The following is a 16,439-nucleotide window of genomic DNA, read 5'->3' on the forward strand; positions in this document are numbered from 1 at the left end:
CTATGAGCGATGGGGTGACGCAGAAGGGTAGTGACGCGAGCTGATGGAAGTGCTCGTCCAAGCAGTGAGGCTGGTTGATAGGTAAATCCGTCAACCGTTAAAGCTGGGCTGTGATGGGGAGGGAAAATTACAGTACCGAAGGTCATGTGCTCCGGCTGCCGAGAAAAGCCTCTAGCCAGGAGAAGGTGCCCGTACCGCAAACCGACACAGGTAGGCGAGCAGAGCATGCTAAGGCGCGCGGAGTAACTCTCGTTAAGGAACTCGGCAAAATGACCCCGTAACTTCGGGAGAAGGGGTGCCTCGGTAGGGTGAATAGCCCGAGGGGGCCGCAGTGAAAAGGCCCAAGCGACTGTTTAGCAAAAACACAGGTCTGTGCGAAGCCGTAAGGCGAAGTATACGGGCTGACGCCTGCCCGGTGCTGGAAGGTTAAGGGGAGCGGTTAGGAGCAATCCGAAGCTGTGAACCGAAGCCCCAGTAAACGGCGGCCGTAACTATAACGGTCCTAAGGTAGCGAAATTCCTTGTCAGGTAAATTCTGACCCGCACGAATGGCGTAACGACTTGGGCGCTGTCTCAACGAGAGATCCGGTGAAATTTTAATACCTGTGAAGATGCAGGTTACCCGCGACAAGACGGAAAGACCCCATGGAGCTTTACTGCAGCTTGATATTGGACTTGGGTACGATCTGTACAGGATAGGTGGGAGCCTAGGAAGCCGGAGCGCCAGCTTCGGTGGAGGCGCCGTTGGGATACCACCCTGATCGTACTTGAGTTCTAACCCGCTACCGTGAAACCGGTAGGGGGACCGTGTCAGGCGGGCAGTTTGACTGGGGCGGTCGCCTCCTAAAATGTAACGGAGGCGCCCCAAGGTTCCCTCAGAATGGTTGGAAATCATTCGCAGAGTGCAAAGGCATAAGGGAGCTTGACTGCGAGACCTACAAGTCGAGCAGGGACGAAAGTCGGGCTTAGTGATCCGGTGGTACCGAATGGAAGGGCCATCGCTCAACGGATAAAAGCTACCCTGGGGATAACAGGCTTATCTCCCCCAAGAGTCCACATCGACGGGGAGGTTTGGCACCTCGATGTCGGCTCATCGCATCCTGGGGCTGAAGTAGGTCCCAAGGGTTGGGCTGTTCGCCCATTAAAGCGGTACGCGAGCTGGGTTCAGAACGTCGTGAGACAGTTCGGTCCCTATCTGTCGTGGGCGTAGGAAATTTGAGAGGAGCTGTCCTTAGTACGAGAGGACCGGGATGGACGTACCGCTGGTGTACCAGTTGTTCCGCCAGGAGCACCGCTGGGTAGCCAAGTACGGACGGGATAAGCGCTGAAAGCATCTAAGCGTGAAGCCCCCCTCAAGATGAGATTTCCCAGTATGTAAGACCCCTGGAAGACGACCAGGTTGATAGGTTCGAGGTGGAAGCGCGGCAACGTGTGCAGCTGACGAATACTAATCGGTCGAGGGCTTATCCTAATTGGTTTTCCAAGTGAGGAAAACCGCAAGGCATATGAATCAGCTAAGGAAGCACAAGCAATCTTTCGCATCCGGTTTTCAAGGTGTAAACCTTGAGTATTACACTCCTATTCCCTGATAGCTCAGTTGGTAGAGCACTCGACTGTTAATCGAGTTGTCACAGGTTCGAGTCCTGTTCGGGGAGCCATTTGCTCTCATAGCTCAGTAGGTAGAGTGCATCCATGGTAAGGATGAGGTCACCGGTTCGATCCCGGTTGAGAGCTCCATTTTATTTTTGAAATATGGCCCGTTGGTCAAGGGGTTAAGACACCTCCCTTTCACGGAGGTAACAGGGGTTCGAATCCCCTACGGGTCACCATTCCCTCAATTTTTTTCATCATTTACATAAGGAATAGGTTGCAGGGAACAATATTATGGACGCTTAGCTCAGCTGGGAGAGCATCTGCCTTACAAGCAGAGGGTCGGCGGTTCGATCCCGTCAGCGTCCACCATCATTGAATTGTTGGGGATTAGCCAAGCGGTAAGGCAACGGACTTTGACTCCGTCATGCCTAGGTTCGAATCCTAGATCCCCAGCCATTTACATGAGCCATTAGCTCAGTTGGTAGAGCACCTGACTTTTAATCAGGGTGTCGAAGGTTCGAGTCCTTCATGGCTCACCATTTTGTTCACTAAAGGACAAACCTATGCGCGCGTATGGCGGAATTGGCAGACGCACCAGACTTAGGATCTGGCGGGAGACCGTGGGGGTTCAAGTCCCTCTACGCGCATTCAATCGTGCTAACCTTGAGGAATCAAGGCTTTTTTTGTTTTTAAGGCTCCTTTTCCTTTCGGTTAATGTCTCCTTGCTAACGGTATTGCTAACATGCTCCAATTTAACCATCCAGTTTAAACTCAAGACACATTGAGCGCGCTAGTTCCCCAATGCTCACTCCATTCATGATGTTCTCCGTCAAAAGAAATCGAATCGAGTACACTCGGACAATAACAGAGAATGACTGTTCATTTTTTGTGACGGTATATGTCCTCTGACGTTATACGTCCAGAGACAGTTCAGACGGCCTCTAATCCGCCTTGTTGAGAAGATAAGGGTTATTTAGAGCCCTAATGTGCCCGAAGAACATAGGTGGCTTAACGCGTATAAGGGGCCTGTTCCTTGGCTTATACGACCGGAGATAATGCCTAGTAGAACGATCCTGAAAAGCCAAAAGCCGTATCATAACGGGTTGTTCTTGGCTGCTAACGGAAGCAGTGGACGTTATTCAGCTCATGTTGTTCGATTTGAAAATCTAACGGAAGTATCGGACCTTATTTCTGTTTTTCTGTCTGAAAATATACCATTTTAAAGTGATTAAGAGCTGTCAGTTCCGTTAGATATCCAAACGGGCTCATAAATGCAAAATAAGAGCACTCAGTTCCGTTAGATCATTAAATGGTAACGGTATTTTCGGAGAGATCTGACTAGTGTTAATCCTGTCTCTGGCTTGGCAAGTGAAGCGGGAAATCACTAATTGAAGGAGCTGCATACCTTGTAAGTACGCCACGCTGCGCTTCTTTCCCGTGTCGATCAACACGTTTACAACCGGACGTAAAAAAAGTTTTAAGTTTTTTAATAAAAAAGCTTGCATTGTGGGCGAATAGCTGATATATTATTACTTGTCGCGCTGAACAAAACCTTGGTGCGAAACAATATGCGGAAGTGGCTCAGCGGTAGAGCATCGCCTTGCCAAGGCGAGGGTCGCGGGTTCGATTCCCGTCTTCCGCTCCATATGTGCCCGTAGCTCAGCTGGATAGAGCGTTTGACTACGAATCAAAAGGCCGGGAGTTCGAATCTCTCCGGGCACGCCATTTAAACAATAAACACTTCGGGACGTAGCTCAGCTTGGTAGAGCACCTGGTTTGGGACCAGGGGGTCGCATGTTCAAATCGTGTCGTCCCGACCATATTTAAATTGCGGGTGTAGTTCAATGGTAGAACTCCAGCCTTCCAAGCTGGTAGCGTGGGTTCGATTCCCATCACCCGCTCCATAACATTACGTATCCAAGCTCTTCGCTTCTTGCAGCGGAGAGCTTTTTTGCACATTAACAGCGAGGAATGTAAACAGCCCGCTTTTGCAATGTATCGCATTTTAATTGGAAGGAAATTTTCCCGCACCGGATGAAACATATCTTTCGCCCTCCAAGCAAATGCTTAGAAGGACGGTATTATCGGTTTATTATTGTTGTACAGGAGACATTTTCCGGTGCTGCACAACGTGACATTATTCCGTAAGGTCTTCAACATGTTTCAATTTTGTAGTATGATGGTGAAAGTGAGGAAATACACTGCGGGGGCGCGTATTTTGATACAGCAGCGGTTTAAAGGATCAAAGTATAGTTGAGTCTTGAACTGGACTGCGACCGTTATTGGCGCAGATCGCGATTGCCGGCTGGCTTTGCCGAGCCGAGCGCAGCGGGTTTTGCGACGGCGAAACCGGGCGTATGCTTAACAACGGGTATTGCTTAAGGCAAATCAGAGAACTTGCTTACGAAACGGCTTTGCCTTCGGTAAACCTAAAGGAGGATCAGTATGTCGGAACAGGCTGTAACGACCCAGACAACAAATAGGCCGCATTCGAACAACTTACTGCGTCGGGATGTACGGTTTCTGGGAAACATTTTAGGAGAAGTTCTTGTTCATCAGGGAGGGCGCGAGCTGCTCGATGTGGTGGAGAAAATCCGCGAAACGAGCAAAGCGCTCCGTGCGGAATTCATTCCCGAGCTTTTCGAAGAATTCAAAAGCACGATTACGTCGCTTAATCCCGAAATTCGCCATCAAGTGATTCGCGCTTTTGCGATCTATTTTCAGCTGGTCAATATTGCCGAACAAAATCACCGTGTTCGCCGCAAGCGCGATTATGAGCGTTCGGTTGGCGAAACGGTGCAGCCGGGCTCGATCGAAGACGCGGTCCAAACGCTTAAAGAGCGCGGGATTGCCGTCGGAGAGGTCAACTCGATGCTGGAGGGCATTTCGCTCGAGCTTGTCATGACCGCTCATCCAACGGAAGCGACACGCCGCGTCGTTCAAGATATTCACCAGCGGATCGCAACCAATCTGATGGAACTGGACAATCCGATGCTGAGCTACCGTGAGCGGGAGAAGCAGCGGGAGAAGCTGCTGAACGATGTGCTCATTTTGTGGCAGACCGACGAGCTGCGCAATCGCAAGCCTACCGTTATCGACGAAGTGCGCAACGGCTTATTTTACTTCGATGAGACGCTGTTTGAAACGCTGCCGAATGTTTATGAGGAGCTGGAGCGTTGTCTTAGCAAATACTACCCGGGAGAACAATGGCACGTTCCGGCTTACCTGCGCTTCGGTTCATGGATCGGCGGCGACCGCGACGGCAACCCTTCCGTAACGGCCAAAGTGACTTGGGAGACGCTAAAACTGCACCGGCAGCTGGCCATTCGCAAGTATGAAGAGATTTTGAAGGATTGGATGGGGCTGCTGAGCTTCAGCACGAACATCGTCAGCGTGCCGGACGAGCTGCTGGAATCCATCAGCGCCGATCAGAGCGAAGTGGAGCTTAAAGGCATCGACATTTGGCGCAACTCCAAAGAGCCTTATAAAGTCAAGCTTTGCTACATGCTGGAGAAGCTCGCCAACACGCGCGACGGGTCGCTTAAAGGAACGCGCAAGCGTTACAACAGTCCTGCCGAGCTGAAGGAGGATCTGCTGCTGATCGACCGCAGCCTGCGGGCCCATTATGCCGATTACACGGCGGATTCGGTTGTGCAGAAGCTGATCCGTCAAGTCGAGCTGTTCGGCTTCCATATGGCCGCGCTGGACATTCGTCAGCACAGCAAAGAGCATGAGAACGCCATGGCGGAAGTTTTGGCGAAAAATAACATTGAGAGCGACTTCTCGGCCCTTTCGGAAGATGAGAAAATCGCACTGTTGGAACGTTTGCTCGCCGATCCCGGCAAGCTCACCTCGGACGATGCCGAATACTCCGAATCGACACGCGAATGTCTGGATGTGTTTCGTACGGTTTACGAGGCTCAGCAGGAATTCGGGACCGGCTGTATTACGAGTTATCTGATCAGTATGGCACGCGGCGCCAGCGATATGCTCATGGTGATGGTGTTTGCCAAAGAGTTCGGCCTGTTTCGTCAGGAAGAGGACGGTTCCGTCATCTGTTCGCTGCAGTCGGTGCCGCTTTTTGAAACGATTGACGATCTGCACGCGGCGCCGGGCATTATGAAACGGCTCTTTGACCTCCCCCTGTACCGCAAAGCGGTGGAAGCCAGAGGGGAAATGCACGAAATTATGCTTGGCTATTCGGACAGCAACAAAGACGGCGGCGTTGTTACTGCCAACTGGGAGCTGAAGCTGGCGCTTAACGAAATAACGGCTGCCGCAGCCGAGTACGGCGTGAAGCTGAAATTTTTCCATGGGCGGGGCGGAGCGCTCGGCCGCGGCGGAATGCCGCTGAACCGCAGCATTTTGGCGCAGCCGCCGCACACGATCGGCGCCGGTATCAAAATTACCGAGCAGGGCGAGGTGCTCTCTTCGCGGTATTCGATGCAGGGCATCGCCTACCGCAGCCTGGAGCAGGCGACATGGGCGCTTATTACGGCAGCCCGCCTGGTCAAATATCCGGAGCAGGAGACGGATCAGGAATCGGAATGGAACGAAATTGCCCGCAGCATGTCCGAGACGGCTCAGACGAAGTATCAGGACCTTATTTTCCGCGATCCGGATTTCATGACGTTCTTCAAGGAATCGACGCCGCTGTCGGAAGTAGGCGAGCTGAACATCGGCTCCCGGCCGTCCAAGCGCAAGAACAGCGACCGCTTTGAAGATTTGCGGGCGATCCCATGGGTATTTGCCTGGACGCAAAGCCGCTATCTTCTGCCGGCATGGTATGCGGCCGGAACCGCATTTGAGCAGTTTGTGCAGAATGATCCTGCCAAGCTGGATAAGCTGCGGGAAATGTATAAAGGCTTCCCGTTCTTCCGTCAGCTGGTGGACAATTTGCAGATGGCACTCGCAAAAGCGGATTTGAACATTGCCCAGCAGTATGCCGGAATGATCAGCGACGCCGAGGTGCGCGACCGCATCTTTAATCAGGTGAAGGAAGAGCACGCGCTCACGTTAAAGTTCATTCTCGACATTACGGGGCAGCAGGATATTCTGGATAACGTACCGGTTATTCAGGAGTCGATCCGCCTGCGCAATCCTTATGTGGACCCGCTCAGCTACATGCAGGTGGAGCTGCTGACGGAGCTGCGCAAGCTGCGGGAGCAGGAAGGCGACGATACGGAGCTGCTGCGTGAAGTGCTTTTGACGATTAACGGCATTGCAGCAGGCCTTCGCAATACGGGCTGATGCCAGGGGAGCAGCTCTTGTTAACGAAGCGTTCCCGATATATGTAACGGAGCCGGACAGTGCATACGCCGACGGGGCGTCTGCACTGTCCGTTTTTTGTAAAAAAAAGTATAAAGGTTCACGCTTTTCGAAAGGAGATGCGTAAGTGAAGCGCTCGTCTTCATACTGGTTGTCGGTTGTGCTTGTGCTGATCGGTGCTTCCAGCTTCGGGGTTATGTCTCCGGTGATCAAGCAGGTTTACGACCGCGGCTTCTCATTTGAGCAAGTGACGGTTCATCAGGTCGGAGCGGCAATGGTTCTGCTGTGGCTGCTGGTGCTCTGTTTTCCGAAGCAGCGGCGCAACCCGCTGCGCGGTTCGTGGCTGATGCTGGCGCTGACCGGAATCGCGGGGCTTGCTCTCTCCACCATCTTATTTAATAAGGCGCTGCAAAAACTGGATGCTTCGCTGGCAACCGTCTTGCTTTTTCAGTTCACGTGGATTACCATTTTGCTAGATAGTTTGCGGAATCGGAAAGTACCGGCAAGGAACCGGCTCTTGGCGGTCGTCATCGTCCTGATCGGTACGGTGCTGGCAGTGGGCCTCCTGGAAGGGCGGCTCGAGCACAATGATCCGGCCGGCATCGGATACGGATTGGCTGCCGCGGTTACATACAGCCTCTTTCTATCGCTGACAGGAAGCGTGAAGTCCAGTCTCGGCGTGCTGATGGACTCGGCGGTTATGCTGACGGGCGGATTTGTGTTTGTCATGCTGCTGATGGGAAGTGAGGCGTGGGCCGGAGAACGGGAGCCTTCCCTGCTGCTGTGGGCGCTGCTGCTAGCGCTGCTTGGACAGGTCGCCCCTGCCGTGCTGTTCAATGCCGGCATCCCGCGCATCGGCAGCAGCCTGGCGGCGCTGCTCGGTTCGGTTGAGCTGCCGGTCGCGTCCGCTGCGGCCTGGCTCATCGGAGGGGAAACGTCCAGCATCGTGCAGATCGCTGGCGTTATCCTTATCCTTGCGGGGATTGTACTGGCGCAGAGAACGGGCAATACGAACGATAAACCGGCAAGTCTGGAGGAATGACGTTGAAATCATTGGAAGCAAACCTACTGCGGATGTCGCTTAAAGGCGATCAGCGGGCGTTTGCGGAGCTTGTAGGCATGTACCAGGATAAACTGTACCATATGGCTTACCGGATGCTGTATAACCGCCAGGAAGCGGAAGATGTCGTCCAGGAAACATTCCTGCGCGTCTATAAAAATATGGAGCGTTACGACGAAAGCCAAAAATTTTCGACATGGATTTACCGGATTGCCACCAATCTGTCCATTGATCGGCTGCGCAAGCGCAAGCCGAGCTATTCGCTGGATGCCGAATCAAACGACCATGAAGGGCTGGACGGTTATTCGATGATTCCAAGCGATGACCGGACGCCGGAGAGCGAGCTTGTGCTGTCCGAAACGCAGCGGACGATCCACCAGGCGATTGAGACGCTTCCTCCGAAGTACAAGTCGGTCATGGTTCTCCGTTATTTGCAGGATATGTCGCTGCAGGAGATCGGAGAAGTGCTCGATATGCCCGTTACGACCGTGAAGACGCGCGTTCACCGGGGCCGGGAGTTTTTGCGCAAGCGGCTGGAGCACAAGCTGTAGAAGCGGACTAAAGCCCGGATAACCATTTTTGAAAAAAATGAAACATCGTCAGCGTAAATACGTATCGTATAACATGAGCATGATGTGCGAGCATTTTGAAGAAAGGACTGGCTGCCATGAATTGCAACGTCGCCATCGTATGGATTCGCGATTATATGGACGGGGAACTGCCGCGGAAAGACATTTTGACGCTGAAATCCCATCTGCTATCCTGTCCGGCCTGCCGCTCCCGTTTCGAGCAATTGGAACGGACGGAAGCGCTTCTGTTCACGGCCATGAAAGAAGAGCCTTACGCGACCGATCAAGCCGCCTCCGAGGCGCTGAACCGGCGCATTATGGAATCTCTTCCGAAGCCGAAACGGCAGCGGACCTGGACCCGGTGGGTCAGGCGGCACCCGGCGGCAGCGGCAGCGGCTGTATTCGTTCTCGTGATGCTGGCAAGCTTCACCTCCTCCTGGGACAAAAGCTCCGAGCTGATCGTAAGGGGAAGCGATCTGCAGCAGGTTGTCATTAACGGCGATACGGTTACGGTTCCCGAGGGCGTAAGCGTAAACGGCGATTTAACGATAGAGAACGGAACGGCGGATGTTCGAGGAGATGTGAACGGCAACGTCACCGTCATCGACGGCTCGCTGTATACCGCTTCAACGGCGCATATTGCCGGACAGACGAAAGAAATTGACCGGGCGCTGGACTGGTTTTGGTATAAAGTGACCCAGACGTTCAGCGGTTTAACGAATTGAATGCCCCTCTCCCTCCCGGGGGAGTTTTTTTTTGAAAAAAAAAGGATTCTGAAAGGTCATTCTAGAAAAGAATAAGGTTGATAAAATGCAGGTAGGGGTACTTCAATTGTGATTTCCGCATCACCGGAAGCTGGGGGTTGGCACATGAATTATTTTGCCGATACGACTTGGAAAGACTGGATTAAAGACTTAATCGACGTCGGTATCGTCAGTTATATTATATATAAGCTTATTTTGCTCGTGCGGGGCACACGCGCCGTGCAGCTCATTAAAGGGATATTCGTTTTGATCGCCACCTGGGCGGTCAGTACGTGGTTCAACCTGTATACGCTTAAATGGTTGATGAACCAGATGTTTACGTTCGGCGTCGTCACGGTGCTCATTATTTTTCAGCCGGAGCTGCGGCGGGCGCTGGAGCAGCTTGGACGCGGAAAGCTGTTTGCGCGCTCGACGTCGCTGGAGCGGGATCAATTGAATGACCGGATATCGGAAATCATTAAAGCGGTTCAATATATGTCCAAGCGCAAAATCGGAGCTTTAATCGTCTTTGAAAGAAGTACGGGGGTTAACGAACTGATTGAATCGGGCATTCCAATGGAATCGAAAATCAGCTCGGAGCTGCTGATCAATATTTTTATTCCGAATACGCCGCTGCATGACGGGGCGGTCATTATAAGAGGCGGACAGATCATGGCCGCGGCCTGCTATTTGCCGCTATCGGAAAATCCGTTCATCAGCAAGGAGCTTGGCACCCGTCACCGCGCCGCCATCGGCGTAAGCGAAGTGTGCGACGCCGTAGCCGTCGTTGTATCGGAAGAAACGGGACAAGTCTCGCTTGCGGTGGGCGGCATGATTGTGAGGGATATTAAGGAAGAGTCGCTCATCTCCAAACTGTTTGAGGAATTGAACCAAACGAACGGCACCAAGAGCAAATCGAAAGCGAAGGTTCCGTTCTGGAGACGGAAAGGAGAGAACCATGGATAAATGGCTGAGCCATCCCACGGCGCTCAAAATTTTGTCTGTCGTCATCGGCCTCCTGTTGTGGGGAGTCGTTCACTTCGATCCGACGAGCACGCCGAACACGGTGGCTTCGACGCTGGAAACGAAGGTCATTGAAGCGGTCAAAATTCAACCGGTCGGTCTGGACGACAAATCGTATTCGCTGAGTCTCATTGAGCCCAGCGTCGTCCGCGTCATGGTGAGAGGAACCCGCAGCGATCTGCTGTCGGCGTCGGACGGCGATTATACGATCAGCGTCGATCTGAATGGGCTGACAAACGGAGAGCATCTGCTGCCGCTCAATGTTAGCTTGCCGCGCGGGCTGCAGCTGTTAAGCTTGTCGCCGACCCAAGCTAGGGTTACGATCGACAGCCTGGATACAAGCACCTTTGAAGCGGGAGTCGTCACGCAAGGGCAGCCGGCGAAAGGGTATGAGGCGGGTGCGCCGACGGTAAGCACGAGCCCGCTTGTAAAAGTCACGCTGCCGGAGATGGAGATGAAACAGGTCGGATCGGTAAAAGTATTTGTTAACGTTTCCGGCGCCGACAAGCCTGTGACCGAGCGAAAAGCGAAAGTGAAAGTGTTCAGCAACTCCGGCGATGAGATGACGAATGCGGTCGTATCGCCTTCCACTTTGGAAGTAAACGTCCCGGTGACGATGCCAAGCAAGGTCGTGCCGCTCGTCATCGGTTATAAAGGAAATTTGCCGAGCGGGATAAGTATCCAATCTATCCATACGGACACGAAGGAAGTAACGGTAAGAGGAGCCAAAGAGCTGCTCGATAAGCTGGATAAGCTGGAAGCGGATATCGATCTGTCGAAAATCGAACAGTCCGGCGATGTGACGCTGGAGCTGCAGCCGCCGGACGGATTGTCCGCCGTAGAGCCGAATACTGTTACAGTAACGGTGTACGTCGTTACATCGGCGACCCGAACGATTAACGTCCCCGTTTCATTCGACAATGTGCCGAAGGGATTAAAGGCATCCGTCGTCTCGGGCGTTGGGGACGGCAAAGTGCCGCTGCAGCTTTCCGGCCCTCCGGGAGCGCTGCAGTCCGTTACAGCCGCCGATATTGCGGCTACAGCCGACTTGACGAATCTACCGGAGGGCCGGCATTCGGTCGGCTTAACGCTGTCGCTCCCCCCGAACGTAACGGCAGCGGGCGGAGAGGCGCCGCAGGTGACGGTGGATTTGAAGGCCGAAGAGGAGGCAACCGCGCCGCCTGCGGAAGACGGGACGACCGAACCCGGCGGCGGGGATACGGGGGCGTCCAACGATGCCGGCTCCGGCAGTGGGAACTCGCCGGGTAACGGCAGTGAGGACTCACCGGGAGCGGGCAGCAAGCCCGGATCGGAAAGCCCGGGCGGCCAGGGAGGCACTGGCAGCTCCGGAAACGGCATTGCCGCCCCGTAATAGATAATGCAGAAGGTGTTACCAGTTGTCGAAACCTGACAGATCAGGTAAAGTGTATTGAGGACATTTTAATACGACATGCATAAATATAATAGACTGAACAGAAATGGGGTACCTGTTTCAATGGGAAAATATTTCGGAACCGACGGAGTGCGCGGGGTAGCGAACCGCGAATTGACGCCGGAGCTTGCCTATAAAATCGGACGCTGCGGCGGCTATGTTCTTGCCGGCCAAGCGGACAAACCAAAAGTCGTTATCGGGCTCGACACCCGTATCTCCGGGCCGATGCTGGAGGCGGCGCTTATTGCCGGTCTGCTCTCCATCGGCGCCAGCGTCGTACGGCTCGGCATCGTATCGACGCCGGCAGTCGCTTACTTGACGCGCGAACTGAAAGCGGATGCCGGCGTCATGATCTCCGCTTCTCACAATCCGGTTGAAGATAACGGCATCAAGTTTTTCGGAGGCGACGGCTTTAAGCTTTCCGATGAGACGGAGCTTGAGATTGAGCGGCTGATGGACGCCGAGCACGATGAGCTGCCAAGACCGGAAGGCGGAGAGATCGGCACCGTTTCGACGGATGAAGCTGCGAAGCGGCGCTATCTCGATCATTTGAAGACGACCGTTGACACGCGGTTCGACGGGCTGCGCATTGTGCTGGACTGTGCGAACGGATCCGCTTATGAGCTGGCGCCGCAAATTTTCCGCGAATTGGGTGCCGAGATCGTTACGGTCGGCGCTTCTCCGGACGGACGGAACATTAATGACGGCGTCGGCTCGACCCATCCGGAATATTTGCGCGAGCAGGTGCTTGCGCATAACGCCAACCTCGGTCTTTCGTTCGACGGCGACGCCGACCGTCTGATCGCGATCGACGAGCAAGGCAACGAAGTGGACGGCGATTACATCCTCTGTATTTGCGGCGAAGCGATGAAGCGGGCGGGCAAACTGAACGGCGATACGATTGTGACGACGGTTATGGCGAACATTGGCTTTTTCAAGGCTGCTGCACGTTTGGGTCTGAAGACGGCAAAGACGGCGGTTGGCGACCGGTACGTGATGGAGGAGATGCGCCGCGGCGGTTTTAACCTGGGCGGCGAACAGTCCGGCCACGTTATTTTTCTCGATCATAACACGACCGGCGACGGCATTCTTACTGCTTTGCAGCTGGTGAACACGATGGTCCATTCGGGTAAAAAACTGGGCGAGCTGACGAGGATCATGCGCAAATATCCGCAGGTGCTGGTCAATGTGCGGGTAGCCGACAAAACGATGTACAACGATAATCCGGCGATCGCCGCAGCCATTACGGAAGTGGAGAAGGAGCTTGGCGATAACGGCCGTGTGCTCGTCCGCCCTTCCGGCACCGAATCGCTCATTCGCGTCATGGCTGAAGGACCGGATAAAGGGCAGATTGAAACATTCGTGGATCAAATTGTTAATGTGGTCAAAGTTGAACTTGGTGCAGGCTAAAGATTGACTACGTTAACCGTTGACGATGCCAGCTGATGACGGCAGATCATGTTATTCAGCTTAAAGCGGGGCGTTAATGGTTTAGGGGACGAATGAACCGGCGGTTTTTTTGCATATGGGTAAAAATCGCCGGTTCAGCTGTGCCATTAACAAACATTGGATGTTTTCGAGGTTGCGTGGACGGTTTAAATTGAATATGATAAGAAGTATGATTTCGGAAGGAAAGCGAGGGTAGAGGTATATTTTAGCAGTATAAGCGCCAGAGCTTGCTCGTAACGAGGGGCATCGCTTGAGTCATACCAAAACTCCCGTCTGTGAAGCGGGACTAAGTAATCGGAATGAAGCTTTTGCCTCTGAGCAAGGCAGCCGGGAGGGCGTGCCTTAGCAGAGGGAACAACAAAAGAATTTCATTTCTCCGTATGACCTGAGGCGATGGAGAGCAAGCTGACGAGGTGAAGGTGTTCGAATTATTCGGCGGGGACCTTCCGGTTAAGCATTCAAGCCGTAAGCCGATATGCGAAAAGGACGCGGGCAACCGGTCTCACAACCATTCGGCGGAATGCGTTATATTCATCCCGCTATGTCCAGGGTGACGCGTAAAGAGCGCCGCAAGGGCATGGAACAGGATTCATAGACCAGCCCGGCCGCGCCACGCGGACATCCGTACAGGCGGAATTATAACGTATACGGAGGTCTATTTCATTATGTGTGGAATCGTTGGCTATATTGGGAAACGGGACTCGAAAGATATTTTGATCGAAGGGCTGAAGAAGCTGGAGTATCGCGGATATGATTCCGCCGGTATTGCAGTCTTCACCGATCATGGACTGGAAATTCGCAAGTCGAAAGGCCGTCTGGCCGTTCTGGAAGATAAATTGCGTGACGAGCCGATCGAGGGTTCTGTGGGCATCGGGCATACGAGATGGGCGACGCACGGCAAGCCGTCGGATGTCAACTCACATCCGCATACCGACAATTCCCATAAATTTTCGGTCGTGCATAACGGCATTGTCGAAAACTATCTGGATCTGAAGGAAGAATTGGCGGAAAAAGGACACCGCTTCCTGTCCGAGACAGACACGGAAGTGATCTCGCACCTGATCGCCGACGAATACGACGGAGATATCGTTAAAGCGGTGCAGCGCGCAGTGAAGAGAATGCGCGGCGCTTTTGCGCTCGGCGTTCTGACCGAATATGAGTCGGACCGGCTTGTTGCCGTCCGTTTTGCCAGCCCGCTTATTATCGGAATCGGCGAAGGCGAGAATTTTATCGGCTCGGACATTCCGGCGATTTTGGAGCATACACGCAATGTGTATATTCTGAATGACGGTGAAATGGCCGTGCTGCGGCGCGGAAGTGTCGAGCTGATGACGACCGATGGCGAAATTATTTCCAAGGAAATATTTCATGTCGATTGGGACTTGGTCACGGCAGAAAAAGCCGGATTCGATCATTTCATGCTGAAGGAAATTCACGAACAGCCGCAAGCTTACCGCGATACGATGATGGGCCGCATTTCCGAAGACGGAAAATCGGTCGATTTGAAAGAGGTCGAAATGACCGACGAGCAGATCAAAGCGATCTCCAAAATTCACATTGTCGCTTGCGGTACGGCTTACCATGCCGGACTGGTCGGCAAAACCGTTATTGAAAGCTTGGCGCGCATTCCGGTCGAAACCGATGTCGCATCGGAATACCGCTACCGTTCGCCGATCATTACGCCGGACACGCTTGTCATCGTCGTCAGCCAATCCGGCGAGACGGCCGACACACTGGCGGCGCTGCGTGAAGCGAAGCGCAACGACGCCCGCGTACTCGCGATTACAAACGTCGTGGGCAGCTCCATCGCGCGCGATGCGGATGATGTCATTACGACATGGGCCGGTCCGGAAATTGCGGTCGCTTCCACCAAAGCCTATTCGTCGCAGCTGATCGCTTTTTATCTGCTGGGCTTATACCTGGCGCAGGTGCGCGGCACGAAAACGCAGGATGAAATTACCGAGGTCATCGATGCAATGAAGCAGCTGCCTGAACAGGTCGAACGCATTTTGGAGCAGAGCGACATTTACAAGCAGGTGGCGGAAGCCGTGTCGAAGCATAGCAACCTGTTCTTTATCGGACGCGGTCTCGACTTCGCGGTTGCCCAGGAAGGCTCCTTGAAGCTGAAGGAAATTTCCTACATCCACTCCGAAGCTTATCCGGCAGGCGAACTGAAGCACGGCACGCTGGCGCTGATCGAGGAAGGCATTCCGGTCATCTCGCTCGTTACGCAGGAAGAGCTGTACGAGAAGACGCTCAGCAACATCAAGGAAGTGAAAGCGCGCGGCGCCCATGTGCTGGCAATCGCCAACGCCGGCAGCGAAGCCGAAGTCGGCCGCTCCGTCGACGAGCTGTTCGCCATTCCGAAGACGCTGCCGATCCTGACGCCCGCTCTGTCGGTCGTCCCGCTGCAGCTGCTCTCCTACCACGCTTCTCTGGCCCTCGGCCACGACGTGGATAAGCCGCGAAATTTGGCGAAGAGCGTGACGGTGGAGTAAGTGGGTTAGGAATAGAGTGAAGGTTGTTCAGTGAAAATAAAGTATTAGACTGAAAAATAAAGTATTAGACTGCGAAAATAAAGGTTTAGACTGAGTAAATAAAGTATTAGACTGCTGGGTGAGACAGCATTTACTCCGAATAACAGACATCATGAGGTTGAACCCCGTAATTGTAACTAATTACGGGGTATTTTTGTTTTCTGGAGCTGATACAGATGAACCTAGGTGAGAAAGTCAGATTTATCCGAAAATCAAATGAGTTAAATCAGAAGGAATTTTCGGTCAGGATTGAAGTTTCTCAAGGAACACTGAGTGACATTGAACGCGGTGTTTGTCTCCCGTCATGCGAAACGATTATTGCTCTAAGAAATAAATTTAAATGCGATTTGAATTGGCTGCTTACAGATGACGTTGAGTCCTCTTTCATTCAAACCGATGTATCAAATGAAGAATTGGAACTGCTCGACAGCATCCGATCTCTCCCTGCTCGCGAAAAAAATGAATTGTTTGAAATCATACATATCAAGCTAAGGAAAAATAAATATCCGTTTACGGATTAAAAAATCCGAAAAGTGCAATCATGGTAACATTACCGAAAAATGCGGGGTGTTACCTTGGAAGAAGATAAATTGGATATAGGAATCGTAACTCCAAGCGGGATCTGGTTTGATGGGAAAATCTATTCTTGCTCTTGGGCTGTTCGACATCAATGGTTTAAGCATGCTGAGTTCATTGGAGGCTGGCCAGTATCCGTAAGAAGTCACGAGGAGCAAACAGATCAAATAGATGTCTTATTGGATGATGG

At 53.0% G+C, this 16,439-nt stretch carries 9 protein-coding genes, 11 tRNA genes and 1 rRNA gene (1 of these 21 only partly in view); all 21 read left to right on the top strand.

All coding sequences use genetic code 11. The annotated features are described in order from the left end of the window. Positions 1 to 1,470: ribosomal RNA gene (locus VN24_RS12870) — 23S ribosomal RNA — on the top strand (it extends 1,462 nt beyond the left edge of the window). A gap of 111 nt (positions 1,471 to 1,581) precedes the next feature. After that, positions 1,582 to 1,657: transfer RNA gene (locus VN24_RS12875), tRNA-Asn, on the top strand. Between the two features lie 3 nt (positions 1,658 to 1,660). Continuing rightward, positions 1,661 to 1,736, top strand: a tRNA-Thr gene (locus VN24_RS12880). A gap of 17 nt (positions 1,737 to 1,753) precedes the next feature. Then, positions 1,754 to 1,828 (top strand) — tRNA-Glu (locus tag VN24_RS12885). Positions 1,829 to 1,885: 57 nt separating this feature from the next. Beyond that, positions 1,886 to 1,961: transfer RNA gene (locus VN24_RS12890), tRNA-Val, on the top strand. 12 nt (positions 1,962 to 1,973) lie between these two features. Continuing rightward, a tRNA-Gln gene (locus tag VN24_RS12895) sits at positions 1,974 to 2,048 on the top strand. A 7-nt stretch (positions 2,049 to 2,055) separates the two neighbouring features. Further along, positions 2,056 to 2,131 (top strand) — tRNA-Lys (locus VN24_RS12900). A 28-nt stretch (positions 2,132 to 2,159) separates the two neighbouring features. Further along, positions 2,160 to 2,239 (top strand) — tRNA-Leu (locus tag VN24_RS12905). Positions 2,240 to 3,162: 923 nt separating this feature from the next. Further along, positions 3,163 to 3,237, top strand: a tRNA-Gly gene (locus VN24_RS12910). A 3-nt stretch (positions 3,238 to 3,240) separates the two neighbouring features. After that, positions 3,241 to 3,317 (top strand) — tRNA-Arg (locus VN24_RS12915). An 18-nt stretch (positions 3,318 to 3,335) separates the two neighbouring features. Next, positions 3,336 to 3,412 (top strand) — tRNA-Pro (locus tag VN24_RS12920). A gap of 10 nt (positions 3,413 to 3,422) precedes the next feature. Continuing rightward, a tRNA-Gly gene (locus VN24_RS12925) sits at positions 3,423 to 3,496 on the top strand. A 541-nt stretch (positions 3,497 to 4,037) separates the two neighbouring features. After that, positions 4,038 to 6,842 carry a phosphoenolpyruvate carboxylase gene (gene ppc, locus VN24_RS12930; RefSeq protein WP_045670740.1) on the top strand — a complete coding sequence of 935 codons (2,805 nt, stop codon included), beginning with the start codon at positions 4,038 to 4,040 and terminating at the stop codon, positions 6,840 to 6,842. 145 nt (positions 6,843 to 6,987) lie between these two features. After that, positions 6,988 to 7,902: an EamA family transporter gene (locus VN24_RS12935; RefSeq protein WP_045670741.1), complete on the top strand. Its 915-nt coding sequence runs from the start codon at positions 6,988 to 6,990 to the stop codon at positions 7,900 to 7,902. Beyond that, complete coding sequence (gene sigW / locus VN24_RS12940; protein ID WP_082083745.1) at positions 7,899 to 8,471, top strand: RNA polymerase sigma factor SigW; 573 nt, start codon at positions 7,899 to 7,901, stop codon at positions 8,469 to 8,471. The genes VN24_RS12935 and sigW overlap by 4 nt, the downstream gene beginning before the upstream one ends. Positions 8,472 to 8,587: 116 nt before the next feature. Beyond that, positions 8,588 to 9,214, top strand: coding sequence for a zf-HC2 domain-containing protein (locus VN24_RS12945; protein ID WP_045670743.1), 627 nt, complete (start codon positions 8,588 to 8,590; stop codon positions 9,212 to 9,214). Between the two features lie 144 nt (positions 9,215 to 9,358). Further along, positions 9,359 to 10,198 (top strand): diadenylate cyclase CdaA, encoded by an 840-nt coding sequence (gene cdaA, locus VN24_RS12950; protein WP_045670744.1) that lies wholly within the window; start codon positions 9,359 to 9,361, stop codon positions 10,196 to 10,198. Continuing rightward, positions 10,191 to 11,627: a CdaR family protein gene (locus VN24_RS12955; protein ID WP_045670745.1), complete on the top strand. Its 1,437-nt coding sequence runs from the start codon at positions 10,191 to 10,193 to the stop codon at positions 11,625 to 11,627. The genes cdaA and VN24_RS12955 overlap by 8 nt, the downstream gene beginning before the upstream one ends. Positions 11,628 to 11,750: 123 nt before the next feature. Beyond that, positions 11,751 to 13,097 carry a phosphoglucosamine mutase gene (gene glmM / locus VN24_RS12960; RefSeq protein WP_045670746.1) on the top strand — a complete coding sequence of 449 codons (1,347 nt, stop codon included), beginning with the start codon at positions 11,751 to 11,753 and terminating at the stop codon, positions 13,095 to 13,097. 704 nt (positions 13,098 to 13,801) lie between these two features. Then, positions 13,802 to 15,634: a glutamine--fructose-6-phosphate transaminase (isomerizing) gene (glmS, locus tag VN24_RS12965; protein ID WP_045670747.1), complete on the top strand. Its 1,833-nt coding sequence runs from the start codon at positions 13,802 to 13,804 to the stop codon at positions 15,632 to 15,634. Positions 15,635 to 15,849: 215 nt separating this feature from the next. Next, positions 15,850 to 16,194, top strand: a complete 345-nt coding sequence (locus VN24_RS12970) for a helix-turn-helix domain-containing protein (RefSeq protein ID WP_045670748.1) — start codon at positions 15,850 to 15,852, stop codon at positions 16,192 to 16,194. Positions 16,195 to 16,439: the final 245 nt, after the last annotated feature.

The organism is Paenibacillus beijingensis (assembly GCF_000961095.1).
GTDB classification, from domain to species: domain Bacteria; phylum Bacillota; class Bacilli; order Paenibacillales; family Paenibacillaceae; genus Paenibacillus_O; species Paenibacillus_O beijingensis.